The 15,658-nt window shown below is 40.5% G+C and carries 13 protein-coding genes; 7 read left to right on the top strand and 6 right to left on the bottom strand.

Annotated elements, in window-relative coordinates; all coding sequences use genetic code 11:
* Nucleotides 1-10: 10 nt before the first annotated feature.
* A complete protein-coding gene (locus AC04Q1_RS15925) occupies nt 11-451 on the bottom strand; it encodes a sterol desaturase family protein (RefSeq protein ID WP_478365572.1) in 441 nt (146 codons plus the stop codon).
* Nucleotides 452-618: 167 nt separating this feature from the next.
* On the opposite strand from AC04Q1_RS15925, the gene AC04Q1_RS15920 reads away from it, so the two are divergent.
* From AC04Q1_RS15920 to AC04Q1_RS15890, 7 genes are all read left to right on the top strand, one after another.
* Nucleotides 619-1,230 carry a TetR/AcrR family transcriptional regulator gene (locus tag AC04Q1_RS15920; protein ID WP_478365571.1) on the top strand — a complete coding sequence of 204 codons (612 nt, stop codon included), beginning with the start codon at nt 619-621 and terminating at the stop codon, nt 1,228-1,230.
* A 71-nt stretch (nt 1,231-1,301) separates the two neighbouring features.
* Entirely contained in the window at nt 1,302-2,642 is a 1,341-nt protein-coding gene (locus AC04Q1_RS15915) for a TolC family protein (protein WP_478365570.1), read from the top strand.
* 2 nt (nt 2,643-2,644) lie between these two features.
* Nucleotides 2,645-3,712, top strand: coding sequence for an efflux RND transporter periplasmic adaptor subunit (locus tag AC04Q1_RS15910; protein ID WP_478365569.1), 1,068 nt, complete (start codon nt 2,645-2,647; stop codon nt 3,710-3,712).
* A gap of 64 nt (nt 3,713-3,776) precedes the next feature.
* Entirely contained in the window at nt 3,777-6,971 is a 3,195-nt protein-coding gene (locus tag AC04Q1_RS15905) for an efflux RND transporter permease subunit (protein WP_478365568.1), read from the top strand.
* 430 nt (nt 6,972-7,401) lie between these two features.
* Nucleotides 7,402-8,205, top strand: coding sequence for a hypothetical protein (locus AC04Q1_RS15900; RefSeq protein WP_478365567.1), 804 nt, complete (start codon nt 7,402-7,404; stop codon nt 8,203-8,205).
* 45 nt (nt 8,206-8,250) lie between these two features.
* Nucleotides 8,251-8,490 carry a hypothetical protein gene (locus AC04Q1_RS15895; RefSeq protein WP_478365566.1) on the top strand — a complete coding sequence of 80 codons (240 nt, stop codon included), beginning with the start codon at nt 8,251-8,253 and terminating at the stop codon, nt 8,488-8,490.
* Complete coding sequence (locus tag AC04Q1_RS15890) at nt 8,490-8,783, top strand: type II toxin-antitoxin system RelE/ParE family toxin (protein ID WP_478365565.1); 294 nt, start codon at nt 8,490-8,492, stop codon at nt 8,781-8,783. The genes AC04Q1_RS15895 and AC04Q1_RS15890 overlap by 1 nt, the downstream gene beginning before the upstream one ends.
* A gap of 18 nt (nt 8,784-8,801) precedes the next feature.
* Here the strand turns inward: AC04Q1_RS15890 and AC04Q1_RS15885 are convergent, their stop codons facing one another.
* From AC04Q1_RS15885 to lpdA, 5 genes are all read right to left on the bottom strand, one after another.
* On the bottom strand, nt 8,802-10,007 hold the full coding sequence (locus AC04Q1_RS15885) for an MFS transporter (RefSeq protein WP_478365564.1): 1,206 nt from the start codon (nt 10,005-10,007) through the stop codon (nt 8,802-8,804).
* Between the two features lie 110 nt (nt 10,008-10,117).
* Nucleotides 10,118-10,771: a TenA family protein gene (locus AC04Q1_RS15880; RefSeq protein WP_478365563.1), complete on the bottom strand. Its 654-nt coding sequence runs from the start codon at nt 10,769-10,771 to the stop codon at nt 10,118-10,120.
* Nucleotides 10,768-11,601, bottom strand: a complete 834-nt coding sequence (gene thiD / locus AC04Q1_RS15875; RefSeq protein WP_478365562.1) for a bifunctional hydroxymethylpyrimidine kinase/phosphomethylpyrimidine kinase — start codon at nt 11,599-11,601, stop codon at nt 10,768-10,770. Before thiD ends, AC04Q1_RS15880 begins: the two co-directional genes overlap by 4 nt.
* A gap of 397 nt (nt 11,602-11,998) precedes the next feature.
* Nucleotides 11,999-13,546, bottom strand: coding sequence for a choice-of-anchor I family protein (locus tag AC04Q1_RS15870; protein WP_478365561.1), 1,548 nt, complete (start codon nt 13,544-13,546; stop codon nt 11,999-12,001).
* 290 nt (nt 13,547-13,836) lie between these two features.
* On the bottom strand, nt 13,837-15,243 hold the full coding sequence (gene lpdA, locus AC04Q1_RS15865; RefSeq protein WP_478365560.1) for a dihydrolipoyl dehydrogenase: 1,407 nt from the start codon (nt 15,241-15,243) through the stop codon (nt 13,837-13,839).
* Nucleotides 15,244-15,658: the final 415 nt, after the last annotated feature.

Below are 15,658 nucleotides of genomic sequence, written 5' to 3'. Positions count from 1 at the left end.
AAGGTATAATTTAGCTTTTCAATACTTCTTTTCGCACAAATAACAGTCCAAAAGCCTTCCCCTTTTCCTTATGTTGGTTTTTATGATGGATTTTATGCGCTTTCCTAACCGCCTGCAAATAAGCATTATTGCTTTTAAAAGTCTTAAAACGGCGGTGCACAAACCAATCATGCACGACAAAATAAATCAGGCCATATAAAGTAATACCCAAACCGATAAAAAACCGGTATCCCAGATGCGCTCTGTCGATATACATTAAATACAAAGACAAGCCTGCAAACAGCACAGCGAACAGATCGTTCCACTCAAAAAACGATGCTGTTTTTTGATGGTGGCTTTTATGCATAAACCAGAGTGGGCCATGGAATAAATACTTGTGTATACACCACGACAAACACTCCATCAAAACGATGGTAAACAATACCGTTAAAATGCTGATAAATATGGACAATATTTCTAAATGATTGGTTTGTAAAGATATATAAACAGCCGAACCCGCAAAATTGTGTCATAAAATTGTAAGCTTAATGCACTTTTCAACAAACCTTTCATGACAAATCATTTTTTAGCACTATTTTTGACTAAAATATTAAAAAAGTCAGAAAGTAGAAAAGTAAAATGATTGTAGCCGATAAAAAGAGAGAGCAAATTATTGATGGCGCTATAAAACGCTTTATCCATTTTGGTATTGGAAAAACCACAATGAACGATATTGCCGAAGATCTTTCCGTTTCCAAACCATCGCTTTATTATTATTTCCCGGATAAGAAGCATTTAATTATCGGGGTAATAGAAAGGGTATTCCACGACTTTTTTGAACTGATCAAAAAGAAATACAATCCTGATCAGCCCCTGGAAGAAATCCTTTTTAGCACCATAGATGTTAGAAACACGTTCTTCCAAAAATATTATATGTTAAGGATTACGGAAGGTATTCCTGATTTACTCAATGATGATGTGATAAAAGGCAAGCTTCAAGCCCTTAAAGGCTCCGAAAAAGAATTTTTTGCAGAGATTTTCAGTCAGGCAAAAACAAAGGGAGAAATAGAGCACGATGATACTGCCCATGTTGCAGAACTCTATCTGGAAAGTTTGATGGGCCTTTGTACCATGTGTATCATGGAAACAGGCAAAGACCTTTTCCCCGACAAAAAAGCATTTAACAGAATGACATTGAAACAAAAAAACCTCACTACCATATTTGTAAGGGGATTAAGGTGCTCAGATTAAGCAACCAAATACCTTCAACATACAAGAAGAACTTAAATAGATAAGAACCCAAAAACAAAAAACAATACATTATGCTTAGAGTAAAAATGGTAAAATTAATGCTCATACTGCTAATCGGCTCGGCTTTACCGCAGCTGGTGGTTGCTCAGCAGCAAGTTACCTTAAAAGATGCGCTCACCTTTGCGCTCCAAAACAACACCAAGGTTCGCAATGCGAAACTGGATATTGAAGGCGGAAGATATAAGGTAGAGGAAGTTAGGGCACAGGCCTTACCCCAAATCACAGGTAATGTGGGTTTAACCTACAATCCTATTATTGGTCAATTGGTTGCTAATTTCGGTGGTCAAACACAGGCGATCAAATTGGGTCAGAACTGGAATTCGACTGCGGGCGTTCAGCTTTCGCAACAATTGTTCAACCAACAGGTTTTTACCGGTTTACAAGCTGCGAGATCGAGTGAAGAGTATTATAACCTGACTTCGCAGTTAACTGAAGAACAGATTATCGAACTGGTTGCCAACAATTACTACCAGGTTTTGGTAAACAGACAACAGTTAAACGTAATCGATACCAACATTAAAAATGTGAAGATTGTAGAAAAAATTGTTTCAAACCAATTTAAAAACGGTTTGGCAAGGAAAATCGACGTTGATCGGATCATGGTAAACTTAACCAACCTGAATACACAGCGTGAGCAGGTAATCAATGCCATTACCCAATTGGAAAATCAGTTAAAATTCTCGATGGGTATGCCGGTTTCTACACCGATCAGCTTACCTGCTACTGAATTAACAGAAGTTACCACCTTACCTGTATTTACAGATTCAATCGATCTGGCAAACAGAACAGAGGTGAAACTTTTGGATAACCAGGATAAATTGTTGTCACTGCAGAGAAAGGCTTATGTTGCCGAATATTATCCATCATTGGCTTTAACGGGAAATTATACCTATTCGAGCCAAAGCGACGGTTTCGATTTTTTAAAGTCGAATGCGGCAGCAATCGGATACGGCGCATCAGCGGTTGGTTTAACTTTAAAAGTGCCCATTTTTAACGGCTTTTTAACACGTTCAAAAATCCGCCAGGCAGATGTCGATATTAAAAAAGCCAGGGAAAGCAGAAAAGAATCAGTAAATTCATTAAACCTGGCTTACGAGAACGCGAAAATCCAATTGCGCAACAATATCAACACCATTAAATCGCAACGTAAAAATGCCGATTTGGCGCAGGAGATTTACAAAAGCACACAAAACAACTATAACAACGGCTTAGCTTCCTTAACCGATCTTCTGGATACAGAAAATGCACTTACTGAAGCACAAAACAGCTATACACAGGCGCTATTGAATTACAAAATAGCCGAAATACAATTAATCAAATCAAACGGAAATATTAAATCGCTAGTTAAATAGAAATGAAAAGAGTAATTATCATAATTGTCGTAATTGTTGTTGCCCTGGGCGCAATCGCTTATGTTTTAAGCAACAATAAAAAGAAGAACGAAGAAAAAACTGCTTTCATTGCTAAAGGTGGTGGTGCAGTTGCCGTTCGTATTGCTGAAGTACAGAAAAAAGCCGTGAATTTAGATTTCAGTGCAAACGGAAATTTTATTCCTAAACAAGAACTTAACTTCTTATCAGAAAATGCAGGCCGTGTTACTGCCATTTATGTTGATGAGGGTGATCGCGTAAGCAAAGGTCAGGTTATCGCACGTGTTGATGCCGAGATTATCAATACCGATAGAGAAACTGCTGAAGCGAACTATCAAAATGCAGTAAGAGATGAAGCCAGATACCAAAGCTCTTTCTCTACCGGTGGTGTAACCCAACAACAGTTAGATCAGGCTAAACTGGCTACCAGAAATGCAAAATTACGCTTGCAGGCTTCACAACGCAAATTAAGTGATGCAAATATCAAATCGCCTATTAACGGTATCGTGAACAAAAGATACATCGAAGTGGGTGCATTTGTAAATACCCAGGGCACACAGATGTTCGAATTGGTTGATGTTTCGAAATTAAAACTGAAGGTGAATGTAAACGAATCGCAGGTGGCCAACCTTAAAGTTGGAGATCAAATCGAGATCAAATCTTCTGTTTTCCCTACCGATAGTTTCTCGGGCAAGGTAACTTTCATCGCTGCAAAAGCGGATGGAACGTTAAACTTCCCAATCGAAATTGAAGTAGATAACAGCCACAAAAACACCTTGAAAGCGGGTATGTACGGAACTGCCATATTCAAATTCCCTAAACAAGCACCGAGCATCCTGATCCCACGCACTTCATTTGTAGGTAGTGTAAGCAGCAACCAGGTTTTCGTATTGGATAAATCGAATAACACAGCTAAAACCCGTACTGTTGTTGCTGGCCGTATTTTAGGAGACAACGTGGAGATTCTTGACGGATTAAAAGAAGGTGAAACCGTAATTACCAGTGGTCAGATTAACTTAACTGAAGGTACCGCAGTGAGTATCGTAAAATAAGTTAGAGGGATTTTTCGGCTTTTAAAACGCGGTACGCCAATCGCAAAACACAATACTAATTAAAATGAAGATAACAGACATATCTATAAAAAGGCCTTCGCTGGTGATTGTGGTATTTACCGCACTGACCCTGCTTGGGCTACTAAGTTACTTTTCGTTGGGTTATGAATTACTTCCAAAATTCTCTAACAACGTAGTATCTATTTCGACCATCTACCCTGGTGCTTCACCAAATGAGGTCGAAAATACCGTAACCAAAAAGATTGAGGATGCGGTATCATCGATGGAAAACATCAAAAAAATCAACTCTGTATCGTTTGAGAGTTTATCAACGGTTACCATCACCTTAACCGATGCCGCAAACATCGATATTTCCTTAAATGATGCACAAAGAAAGGTTAACGCTATTCTTTCTGATCTGCCTGAGGATGTAAAAACGCCATCATTAAGTAAATTCTCTTTGGATGATTTACCGGTAATTACCATGTCGGCATCCGCAAACATGGATGACATTACCTTTTACGATTTGATCGACAAACGTATTGCCCCCGTAATTTCGAGGGTAAGCGGTATTGCTCAGGTGAATTTAGTGGGCGGTTCGGAACGCGAAATCCAGGTTTCTTTAGATGCTGATAAATTACAGGGCTATAATCTTTCTGTCCCTCAGGTTCAGCAATTGATTTTATCCTCCAACTTAGATTTCCCTACAGGAAGTGTGAAAACGCAAAACCAGGATGTATTGATCCGTTTATCGGGTAAATACAGAAGTATGGAAGAGTTGAGAAACCTGGTTTTAACCACTTCGAAAGATGGTGCACAGATCCGTTTAGGTGATGTAGCCGATGTTCAGGATTCGCAAAAAGAAACCGAGAAATTGGCACGTATCGATCGTAAAGCATCTATCGCAATCCAGATCATTAAACAAAGTGATGCGAACGCGGTAGAAGTGAGTAAAGGTGTACATGCCATTATTGCTAAGCTTAAAACGGAATATGCAGCAAATAAATTGGACATCAGAATTGTTAACGATAGTTCTATTTTTACATTAGAATCAGCCGACGCGGTAATACACGATTTAATCCTTGCGGTTATTTTGGTGGCTTTTGTAATGCTTTTCTTCCTGCACAGTTTACGTAACGCATTAATTGTAATGGTATCCATCCCGGTTTCATTGATCGCTACATTTATTGGAATCAGCTTATTTGGTTTTACCTTAAACCTGATGTCGCTTTTAGGACTATCACTCGTGGTAGGTATCCTGGTGGATGATGCGATTGTGGTACTGGAAAATATCCAGCGACACATGGAGATGGGTAAAAATAAAGTAAGGGCTGCTTCTGATGCAACAAGAGAGATCGGTTTTACCGTAGTATCCATTACCTTCGTAATTGTAGTAGTGTTCTTCCCGATTGCGGTAAGTACAGGTTTGGTTTCGAACATCCTTCGTCAGTTCTGTATTGTAGTAATTATTGCAACCCTGCTTTCGTTAGTGGCTTCATTTACCATTGTACCGCTTATCTTCTCCCGTTTCGGAAAGTTAGAACGTATTGAAGGCAAAAACCTGTTCGGCCGTTTTATTCTATGGTTCGAAAAACAATTAAAGAAATTTACCCTTTGGATTACCAGCATTTTAACATGGTCTTTAAACCATAAAGCACTTACTTTAGTTGCGGTTGTGGTAATGTTCTTAAGTTCATGCGGTTTATTGGTGGGCGGGTTTATCGGTTCTGAGTTCTTCCCTAAATCAGACAAAGGTGAGTTCCTGGTACAATTAGAATTGCCTAAAGATGCCTCTTTAGAACAAACCAACTTTTTAACGCAAAAAGCTGAAGCTTATTTAGATAAACAGCCAGAAATTACGCAGTTAATTACTACTGTCGGACAATCGACAGGTGATTTCGGTGGTACACAGGCAACGGCTTATAAATCGGAGATCAACGTTAAACTTGTTGAGCGTGATCAGCGTGAAGGCGTTTCTTCAGATATTTTCGCTACGAAAATGAGTCGTGCACTGGCTAAAGAATTGGTTGGAGCAAAAGTAAAAACCGTTCCGATCAGTATTTTGGGTATTGCTGAAAATGCACCTATCCAGTTGGTGGTCATGGGATCAGATTTAGATAGCGCATTGAAATACGCAGAAGGTGCTCAAAAAGTACTTGCTTCGATTCCTGGTGCTACAGAGATTAAACTCTCAGTAGAAAAAGGAACCCCTGAGATTAACGTTCAGGTAGACCGCGATAAGATGTCGGCCGTTGGCCTAACACTACAAACGGTGGGTTCTACGATGCAAACTGCATTTGCAGGCAACACGGATGGTAAATATAGAAAAGGCGAGTACGAATACGACATCAATATCCAGTATCAAAACTTCAACCGTCAGAATATAGACGACGTAAGAAACCTGATTTTTGTAAACAACGATAACAAACAGATTAAGTTGTCGCAGTTTGCAACCATTACTGAAGGTTCAGGCCCAAGTCAGTTAGAACGTTTAAATAAGTCTACTTCGGTATCCGTTAAGGCACAATCAATCGGTAGGCCAACCGGAACAGTGGTGGCTGAATTCCAGGCCAAACTGGAAGAACTACAGAAAAATGGTAAGCTAAAAGCACCGGTAGGCGTAAGCTATAGCTGGGCAGGAGACCAGGAGAACCAGAGCGAAGGTTTTGGTACTCTGGGTATCGCCTTACTGGCCTCTATTATTTTGGTTTATCTGATCATGGTAGCGCTTTATGATAGTTTTATCTATCCACTGGTGGTAATGTTCTCGCTTCCATTAGCGGTAATCGGAGCATTGCTTGCACTGGCTTTAACCAACAACTCGATCGGTATCTTTACCATTTTAGGTTTAATCATGCTAATGGGTCTGGTAGCGAAAAATGCGATTATCCTGGTCGATTTTACCAACCACCTAAAAGCCGAAGGTAAAGAAACCAAAGAAGCACTTGTTCTGGCCAACCACGCCCGTTTACGACCAATTTTAATGACCACCATTGCCATGGTATTTGGTATGCTTCCAATTGCATTGGCAAGCGGTGCAGGTGCCGAATGGAAAAATGGTTTGGCATGGGTTATTGTGGGCGGATTAACCAGTTCATTGTTCTTAACCTTAATTGTTGTACCGGTGGTATATTTAATGTTCGATAGAATGTTAGAGCGTTTAGGTTTCAACAAAAAAGGCAAAACCATTGATGAACTGATGGAAGAACCATATGATCATAAAGATGTAAACGAATACGATCTAGATCACGGACACTAATAAACATCCAGATTAACAATCAAACCAAGGCCACCTTCCCAAAAGGTGGCCTTTTTTATGCTCAGATAATTGCATCTACCCCCTTGCCATCGTTTGTGCCTCTACAAATGATATGAATCCTGTCCACCATTGACCAAATAGAACACGTTTACAAGGAAGTGAAGTGTACAAGCGAAAAACGGGAACAAACTGATTGTGAAATACAAGCCCTGCGCTTCGGGTGAAAAGTTTTCAACTTCAATCAAAACCATCATCATTCCATCGCCTTAGTCCGCGTCTCCACGAACCAATTTTATATCGAGTTTCCAAATCCTCAAATTTAAACGGACAGTTGCTGGGCGGAAACCTGAACCACTTCAAAAAGTTGCGCGGATAATTCTACAATACTGTCTCCAAACAAATTATATAGCAACATTGTATATTAGGCATTATGTTTAAATTCATTTTTAGCCTGTTCCTGATCTGCTCTGCCCTCCTAGTAAAAGCTCAACACCCGCCAGTTTTTCCGGCAATGACTACCGATTCGAGCTTCATTAAAGTTTACAACCTGGATATTACACTGGTAAAATACAGCTACAAACCTAACGGGATTAAATTTTTGGTGGTACATGACAATGAAGATACCGGTGTAAAAGCAGGTTTCGATTACATCCGCTGGAGCGGTGGCGAACTGATCGACAGTCAATATGGCGGGGTAAGGGATTATTATTTCACCTATATGGATGATCAATACCGTATAGACCCCAATGCGATTTATACCGAAGTGGGTGTAAATACCCGGTTAAAGAAAGATATGTTTAGCTCTAACGAGGTGGAGAAAGCTATATTAAATGCAGGCAAACAGATTGTCGATTTTTACGATCCAAAATCAACAGGTTATTTTTTAACGCTCCACAACAATGCTGACGGCGGTTTTGGGATCTCTTCTTACCTGCCCGGATATGATCTGGCCAGCACAGCCGACTCTGTTTACATCAACTTCCAGATGGATGGCGATGACCTGATTTACGTAACCGAGCCAAGATTGTTCAGCAGTTTAAAAAAAGCAAATGTGAATGTTATCCTCCAATCTAAATTTGCATCCAATGATGGCTCGCTATCAGTTTATGCCATGCAGAATAATATTCCTTACATCAATGTAGAGGTACAACACGGGCATCAGGATGAAAATTTAAGGCTGATTGAGCTGGCAGTTGCTACACTGAAGGAACATGGCCTGGTGAGGAAGGAGTAGGTAATCACTTATATTTATTTTCATAAAATTTCGTTAAATTTGAATATGAGCATATTTGTAAATACCAAAAATGAACAGGAAGAAAAAGTACTTATTGCTTTTTTGGATAGTTTAGATTATAAATATCAATCTGATATTAATGACGAACCAGCAGAAGCTGAAGCAGCATTCTTAAATGAATATAATGAGGACATCAATCAAGCAGATAAAGAAATAGAATCCGGCAACTTTATTTCTCACGAAGACGTGGAACAACTTTTCGAAAAAAGACGGAAGCTTATTTAATGAAAATTAAATGGAATAAACTTGCGGTAAAACAGCTATTAGAAATCATTCAGTATTTAGAAGATAATGACCTTATTGACTATGCTGAAAAAATAGAAATTAGGATTTTATCCAAAATCAGGTCACTTCCAAATCATCTTCACACATTTCAAATAGATCGGTTAAAGAAAAACAATGATGGTAGTTTTTTTGCCTTTGAAATTGATCGATACAGAATATCATTCAGAAGGAAAGATAAAGAAATTAGAATCCTGAGAGTAAGGCACGCTAGCCGAAGGCCATTCACACGTTAAATGATCGACTACCCTCCTCTAATTGATTGACTTTATTTTCGTAACCAGAAAAGTAATCAGCAATCCGAAAACAGAAATGATCCCAAAAGAGTAACGCAGGCTGGACAATTGCGAAACATAACCAATTAATGGCGGTCCGAACAAAAACGCAAAATAACCAATACTCGAAACCATGGTGATGGCCTTACCCGCAGGTACCTTTTTGTTGTTACCTGCAATGCTGTACACCATGGGTACAATACTCGAAACCCCGAGGCCAATCAACATAAAACCAAAAATGGCGACAATAATATTCGGGAATATAACCGCCAGTGCCATGCCTATCGATATAATTGCACCACTGATCTGCAGGAGGTTTTTCCGTCCGAATTTACTGATCAGGAATACGCCTAAAAACCTTCCACTGGCCATCATAAACATAAACGACGCATAGCCAATGATTGCCCGGTTGTGCGGCAGTTTCACTACATCTTCGAAATAAATCGCGCTCCAGTCAAACATCGTTCCTTCGGTGGCCATACTGCAAAATGCGATGACACCCAATAACACCAAAATACCCTGAGGCATGGTAAAAAACTTTGTTTTCTCAATGGGAATATCTGGCTTTTTATAGTGTAACAGTTTTTTCGAGTTAAATATAACGTTGCTTAATGAGAGTAGCGCAACGATCCAAAAATGCGTGTACATCCCTAATTTCAGGTTAACCAAACCCAGTGCAATTAACGCCCCGGTTAAATTTCCGATGCTCCAGGCACCATGGAATGAACTCATAATTGGCTTGCCATAATAATTTTCGCCCGCAACGCCCTGTGTGTTTAAAGCAATGTTACAGAGATTACCCGTTATACCAAACAGCACCAAAAAAGCAGCCAATTGCCAGCCAGTGGTGGCCAGTGCCAAAAAAGTTAGCGCAATGGCATACAATGGCGCAGTAGCCTTAAGCATTTTCTTGCTGCCAAAATGTGTGGTAAGCTTTGCCGAGAAAAACATGGTAATAATCTGCCCTGCAGGCAATGCAAAAAGAATGGAACCCAACTCCGCATCGTTCAAACCCATCGAAGCTTTAAAAGTTGGGATCCTACTGGCCCAGCTTGCAAAACAGACCCCTTGCATAAAATAAAAGGCCGATATTGCGAAACGTACTTGTTTCGGAGAGCTTTGCGCTGTTACAGGTTGGTCTTCTGGTGTATTTAAAATTTCCTGTTCTTGCGTGCTTACTTCCAAAATGATGTTCTAAATTTAAAATGAAGCTACAAAGTTCCTTAAATCTATTGGAAATACCGACAATTTTTTAACATTATATCAAAATATTTGCTCAGCAGCACGTTAAAATATTAGATTTTCCATTTTTCCTGTTCATAGGCACTATTCCAAAACATCCATTCCAATCGCGTGGCCATTTCAAAAGCCAGCCACATCTTCTCCCGGATCTCGGCATTGGCACCCGCTGCCAATTGATCGGTTAGGGCAATCGCTTTTTCTACTGCTGCGGCAAATTCGGTACCCGCATACATATCAATCCATCTTTTGTAGGGATTCTGATCACCATTTTGTTGCGCAAAAATATAATCGCCAACGGCTTTGTATATCCAGAAGCAAGGCAAAACGGCAGCTGCTGCAACCTCTACATTGGCATAAGCCGCCTGACTGAGGATATAATTGGTATACAATAGCGTAGACGGGCTAGGCTGCACTCTGCTGTCAAGACCAAATTCTATAAAATAACTTTCGTGCAAACTACGCTCTGCGAAAATGGCCCCTGTAGAAAATCCGGCAAAGGCTAAAACCAGATCAGCATCCTGCATCCGGCTACTGATAGCGCTTAGTGTCCGGCCAAATTCCAATAAGTAATACGCATCTTGAGCCAGATAAAAGACAAATTTCTCTATTGGCAATCTGCCATTGCTCAATTCTGTATTAAAAGGCAATGCTAAAATTTTTGTATAAATAGGGCTAACCCTGTCCCATGCCTGTTCGCTCCACGTCATTGGATAACTAGTTTTAAAGGGTTAAAGAAGTGATTTAATGGGCCATTACCCTTGCCTGTTGTCACCATGCTGCCCGCTTGCAAGGCCTCACTGATATAATCCTTCGCCTTTTTAATGGCAGCCAACAGATTGTGGCCCTTTGCCGTCTCGGCGGCTATGGCCGATGAAAGCGTGCAACCTGTTCCATGCAGGTTTTTTGAGGCAATGAAGGCGCTTTCCAATACCACCGGAGCATTGTTTCCTGAAATGAAAACATCGTAGATCATTGATCCTGGTAAATGTCCGCCTTTTATCAAAACCGCCTTTGCTCCTTTTTCGATAATTTTATAACCCGCAGCAACCATATCATCCAGGTGATGGATCTGCTGTCCTGAAAGTATAATGGCCTCATCAATATTTGGGGTAACCAATGTCGCCAATGGAAACAATTTTTCAACCAGTTGAATAACGGTATCGGGTTCGATTAAGCGATGACCACTGGTAGCCACCATAACAGGATCTAAAATAACCGGAACACGGCGATGATAGGCCTTTAACTCCCTTTCGATAACCTGCACCACCCCGGCACGGTTGATCATCCCGATTTTAATGGCTACAGGCGCAATGTCTTCCAACACCGCCTGGATCTGATCTTTAATCATTTCTTCGGGGATGCCAAACACCGACCTTACGCCCATAGTATTTTGAGCGGTTACGGCGGTGATTACGGAAGTTCCGAAACATCCCAATGCAGAAAAGGTCTTTAAATCGGCCTGAATGCCCGCGCCACCGCCACTATCGGAACCCGCTATGGTTAATACATTAATATACTTCATTGCTAAAGACTTCATTTTGTTATACAACCTTAGGAGTCTTCAAATGCAGGATGCATTTTACGCAATTTTTGCAGACAAACTAATTTCCTACGCCGGCATGATCCGGATCAGGTTCATTTATAAGGTATAAGGTGTGGGGTTTAGGGCATAGGGTTTTTACCCTCCGCCTTTAACCTTTTAGCTTTCACCTATAAAACGGGTATATTCTCAGCCAACTGATTTGAAGGCACCCCTAAAGTTTTATTTCGTACCGCAATATAGGGCTTAGTTTTTATTCTTCGTTTATATAAACGAATTATATAAGCAGAGTTGTCAACTTAACAGCGACTGTCTGTTAATCTGACAACTCTAAATGCAAAAACCCCGGTATAAAACCGGGGTTAAAACACAATAATTAATAAAGGGGTAGAGACTATATTTTATCTGGCTGATAGAACCTAACGGTACCATCAGATTCGTTTGAAACGATTAATAAACTTCTTCCGTTAGGGCTGTCTTTGGGTTTAACAAAGAGTAAACCTTCAGGGGCATCGCCTGTAGAAAATAACTGAACAAATTTTGGCGAGGCTGGTGTAGTTACATCATAAACAGCAATCATATCTGCGCGCTCCATACCAATAAAAGCTAAGGTTTGTCCGTTCACCTGCGCAACCGTTACACTTTCTACCTCCACACCTTTATTATCCGAACGGTCGTCGTCATACTTACCTGCATCAATGACATGTTGCTCTAAATCTTTGCCAATATTGGCTACCAAAGCACCTGTGCCTGCATTTAGAATGCTCACGCTTCTTCCACCCGTTGAGTACAATTCCTGATACACTTTATTCGTACCAACCATGGTAAAACCAGCGGTATTGGTTACCGTAAGCCTGCCTAAATTGGCATCTAATTGTAGTGTGGCAGCGTTCGGGAATTTAACAGGGTCTAATACAAGGTCTTTTACCCGCACTTCTTCCTTTGCATCTTTTGGTGTGTAATCTTGTCTGGTGTCTCCTTCGTTAGCCAATGCCAGGTAAGCTGTACCGCCAGCACTGAAATACGAGATGGCATCTGGTAAATAATACGCCTTGATTGGCCAGGTACCTAACACTTGTTTGCTGTCTTTATCGCTTACATCAAAAGCATTTTCAGTTAGGCTGATGTCTCTTGTACCCAACGGATTGATTTTAGTGATCGTTCCGGCAACAATATCTACCTCGGCAACGCCATTGTTTTCTTGTAAGGTAACGTATGCTTTTTTAGAATCGGAACTTACTGCGATATATTCGGGTTCGATATCTTGTGTAAAACTCGCGTTTAAACCGTAAATCCTAAAACCACCTGCAAGCAAAGCTGCCTTTTGTGATTCGAAAGCCGAAAAATCTAATGTTTTTACCGAGTAGTTGTCTTTAATATTGATGATCGAAATGGTTCCCTTAGGGTCAACGGTATAGGCAAGGTTCGGTTCACCTTCATTGGCCGATAAAATATAGTTGCCATCCGGACTGAACGTAACCATATCGGGCATAGCTCCTACCGTGATTTTTTTAACTTCTTCTAAAGTGGATGTTTTTAAAACCACTACATCGCCATTACCTTGTTTATCTGCACCATCTAAGGCGATGGCCAATAAACCGTTACTCACCGCTACACTATTGATACCTGCATTACCTGGATATAAAAGCGTTTTCAGTTTGGTAACCGTTGGGTATTTGCCCATGTCAACCACGTCAACCTTGGTTCCGCCATCGTTACTCACTACAAATAATTGTTTGGTTAAGGGGTCGTATGCAGAAATTTCTGAGGCAAATTCTCCACCTAAATCAATAGAGGCGATTTCTTTGAAGCTATCGATTTTTTCGGGTACCATGGCTTCGGTTGGCGGATCTATAATCGGATCATCAGTTGAATCTTTTTTACAGGCAGCAAATGCCAATGATGCCATTAGGATTGCACCAAATAGTTTTTTACAGTTCATGGTTCGTTTAATATCTGAACCGCAAAAATAACCGCCTCCAACACCATTTTTCAGGCGCGGTTTGTTATCATTTTATTAAGAAAAGGTAAAGAAGCAGGATCTGAAGAGTTGACAACGCTAAAATACTGATTGCTGTGTAATTGACAAACTATCATAAAAAGGTCCTCAAAACCGACAGATTAAAAAAAATCCCGGTATAAATACCAGGATTTCTTCAGCTATATATCATTTTGCAGATTAGATACTGAAATAAATCCGATAGCTATCGGATCAGTATCGAGAACGATCAATTAAATATGTATCGCTCTGTTATCCGTTGCGGCAAGTGCGGCTTCTTTTAATGCCTCAGTATAAGTGGGGTGGGCATGGCAGGTACGTGCGATATCTTCTGCAGATGCGCGGAATTCCATCGCAATAACCGCTTCAGCAATCATATCAGCAGCACGCGGCCCGATCATGTGTACACCTAAAACTTCATCCGTAGCGGCATCGGCCAATACTTTAATAAAGCCATCGGTATCCATACTTGCTTTTGCACGTCCGCTGGCTTTGAAAGGAAATGAACCTGCTTTATATTTAACACCCTTTTCTTTTAATTGCTCTTCGGTTAAACCTACCGAAGCAACCTCTGGCCAGGTGTATACAACACCAGGGATTAAATTATAATTGATATGTGGTTTTTGGCCTGCAATGGTTTCGGCAACATAAGTGCCTTCATCTTCTGCTTTGTGCGCCAGCATGGCACCGGTAATTACATCACCAATGGCATAAACACCTTTAACCGAAGTTTCTAGATGTTCGTTAACCGGAATTTTCTTACCTCTTTCTTCTACAGTGATCCCGATTTTATCTAAACCTAAACCCTCGCTATAAGCGGTACGGCCAACGGCAACGATACAATAATCGGCTTCTAAAGAAATGGTTTCACCTTTTGGTGTTTCGGCAGTAACCGTTACGGTTTTACCTTTAGTGGTAGCGCCCGTAACTTTGTGGCCCATGTAGAACTCCATACCTAAAGTTTTCTTCAACACGCGCTGAAGTTCTTTACCCAAACCAGCATCCATGGTGCCGATGATCGATGGTAAAAACTCAACTACAGAAACTTTTGTGCCTAAACGTGCATATACCGAACCCAACTCTAAACCGATTACACCACCACCGATCACCACCATCGTTTTTGGTACTTCTTTAATGTTTAAAGCCTCGGTTGAAGTAATGATACGCTTTTTATCGATTGGCAAAAACGGTAAAGCTGTTGGTTTAGAACCAGTAGCAATGATTACATTTTTAGCCGATAAGGTTTCGGTAGAACCATCAGCCTTGGTTACCAGAATGGTGTTTTTATCCACAAAAGAACCAACGCCTTCGAATGAATCGATTTTATTTTTCTTAAAGAGATACGTGATACCGGCAGTATTTTGAGCAACAACATCGTCTTTACGGGCGATCATCTGTTTCATATCAACCTTTAAATCTTTTAAGTTGATACCATGGGTAGTAAATGTATGGGCAGCATTGTGATAGTGCTCTGATGAGTCTAACAAAGCCTTAGATGGGATACAGCCAACATTTAAGCAAGTACCTCCAAAAGTTTTATATTTTTCAATAACTGCAGTTTTTAAACCTAACTGAGCACAACGGATTGCGCCTACATAACCGCCCGGCCCTGAACCGATAACAACGACATCGTATTGCATAATTTCTTGATAATTTTGATTAGTCAAAGGTAGGGAAAAAAAGGCGGAAAGCTGAAAGCGAATCGGCCAATTGTAACTCTTTAGTGTGCGTAACCAGCGCACTGATGATCAATATAATGCCCTATCTAAACTTAAAAGTTATTTGGTTGGATGAAGGTAGAAAACATTTTACTTTAAGCAGAGAATTGGCAGTAACCAGTGAACTGATAGATCCGAAGACGGTAGTCCGCAGTGAGAAGTAAGTTAATTGATCTGTTTTTTAGGGAAGCACAGGGTATAGTGCATTACACCAGGGTTCGTCCCGTTTTACGCTTGTACGCTTCGCTTCTCGTACCTCGTTGCTGCAGGGTACCACTTCAACCGCCCGCCCAATGTCGTTAAGTTAAGCTATATCCCTCTGTACATTAAAGGTTTC

The sequence above is a fragment of the Pedobacter humicola genome, assembly GCF_056490705.1.
This window is presented reverse-complemented; position numbering and strand designations above follow the sequence as displayed.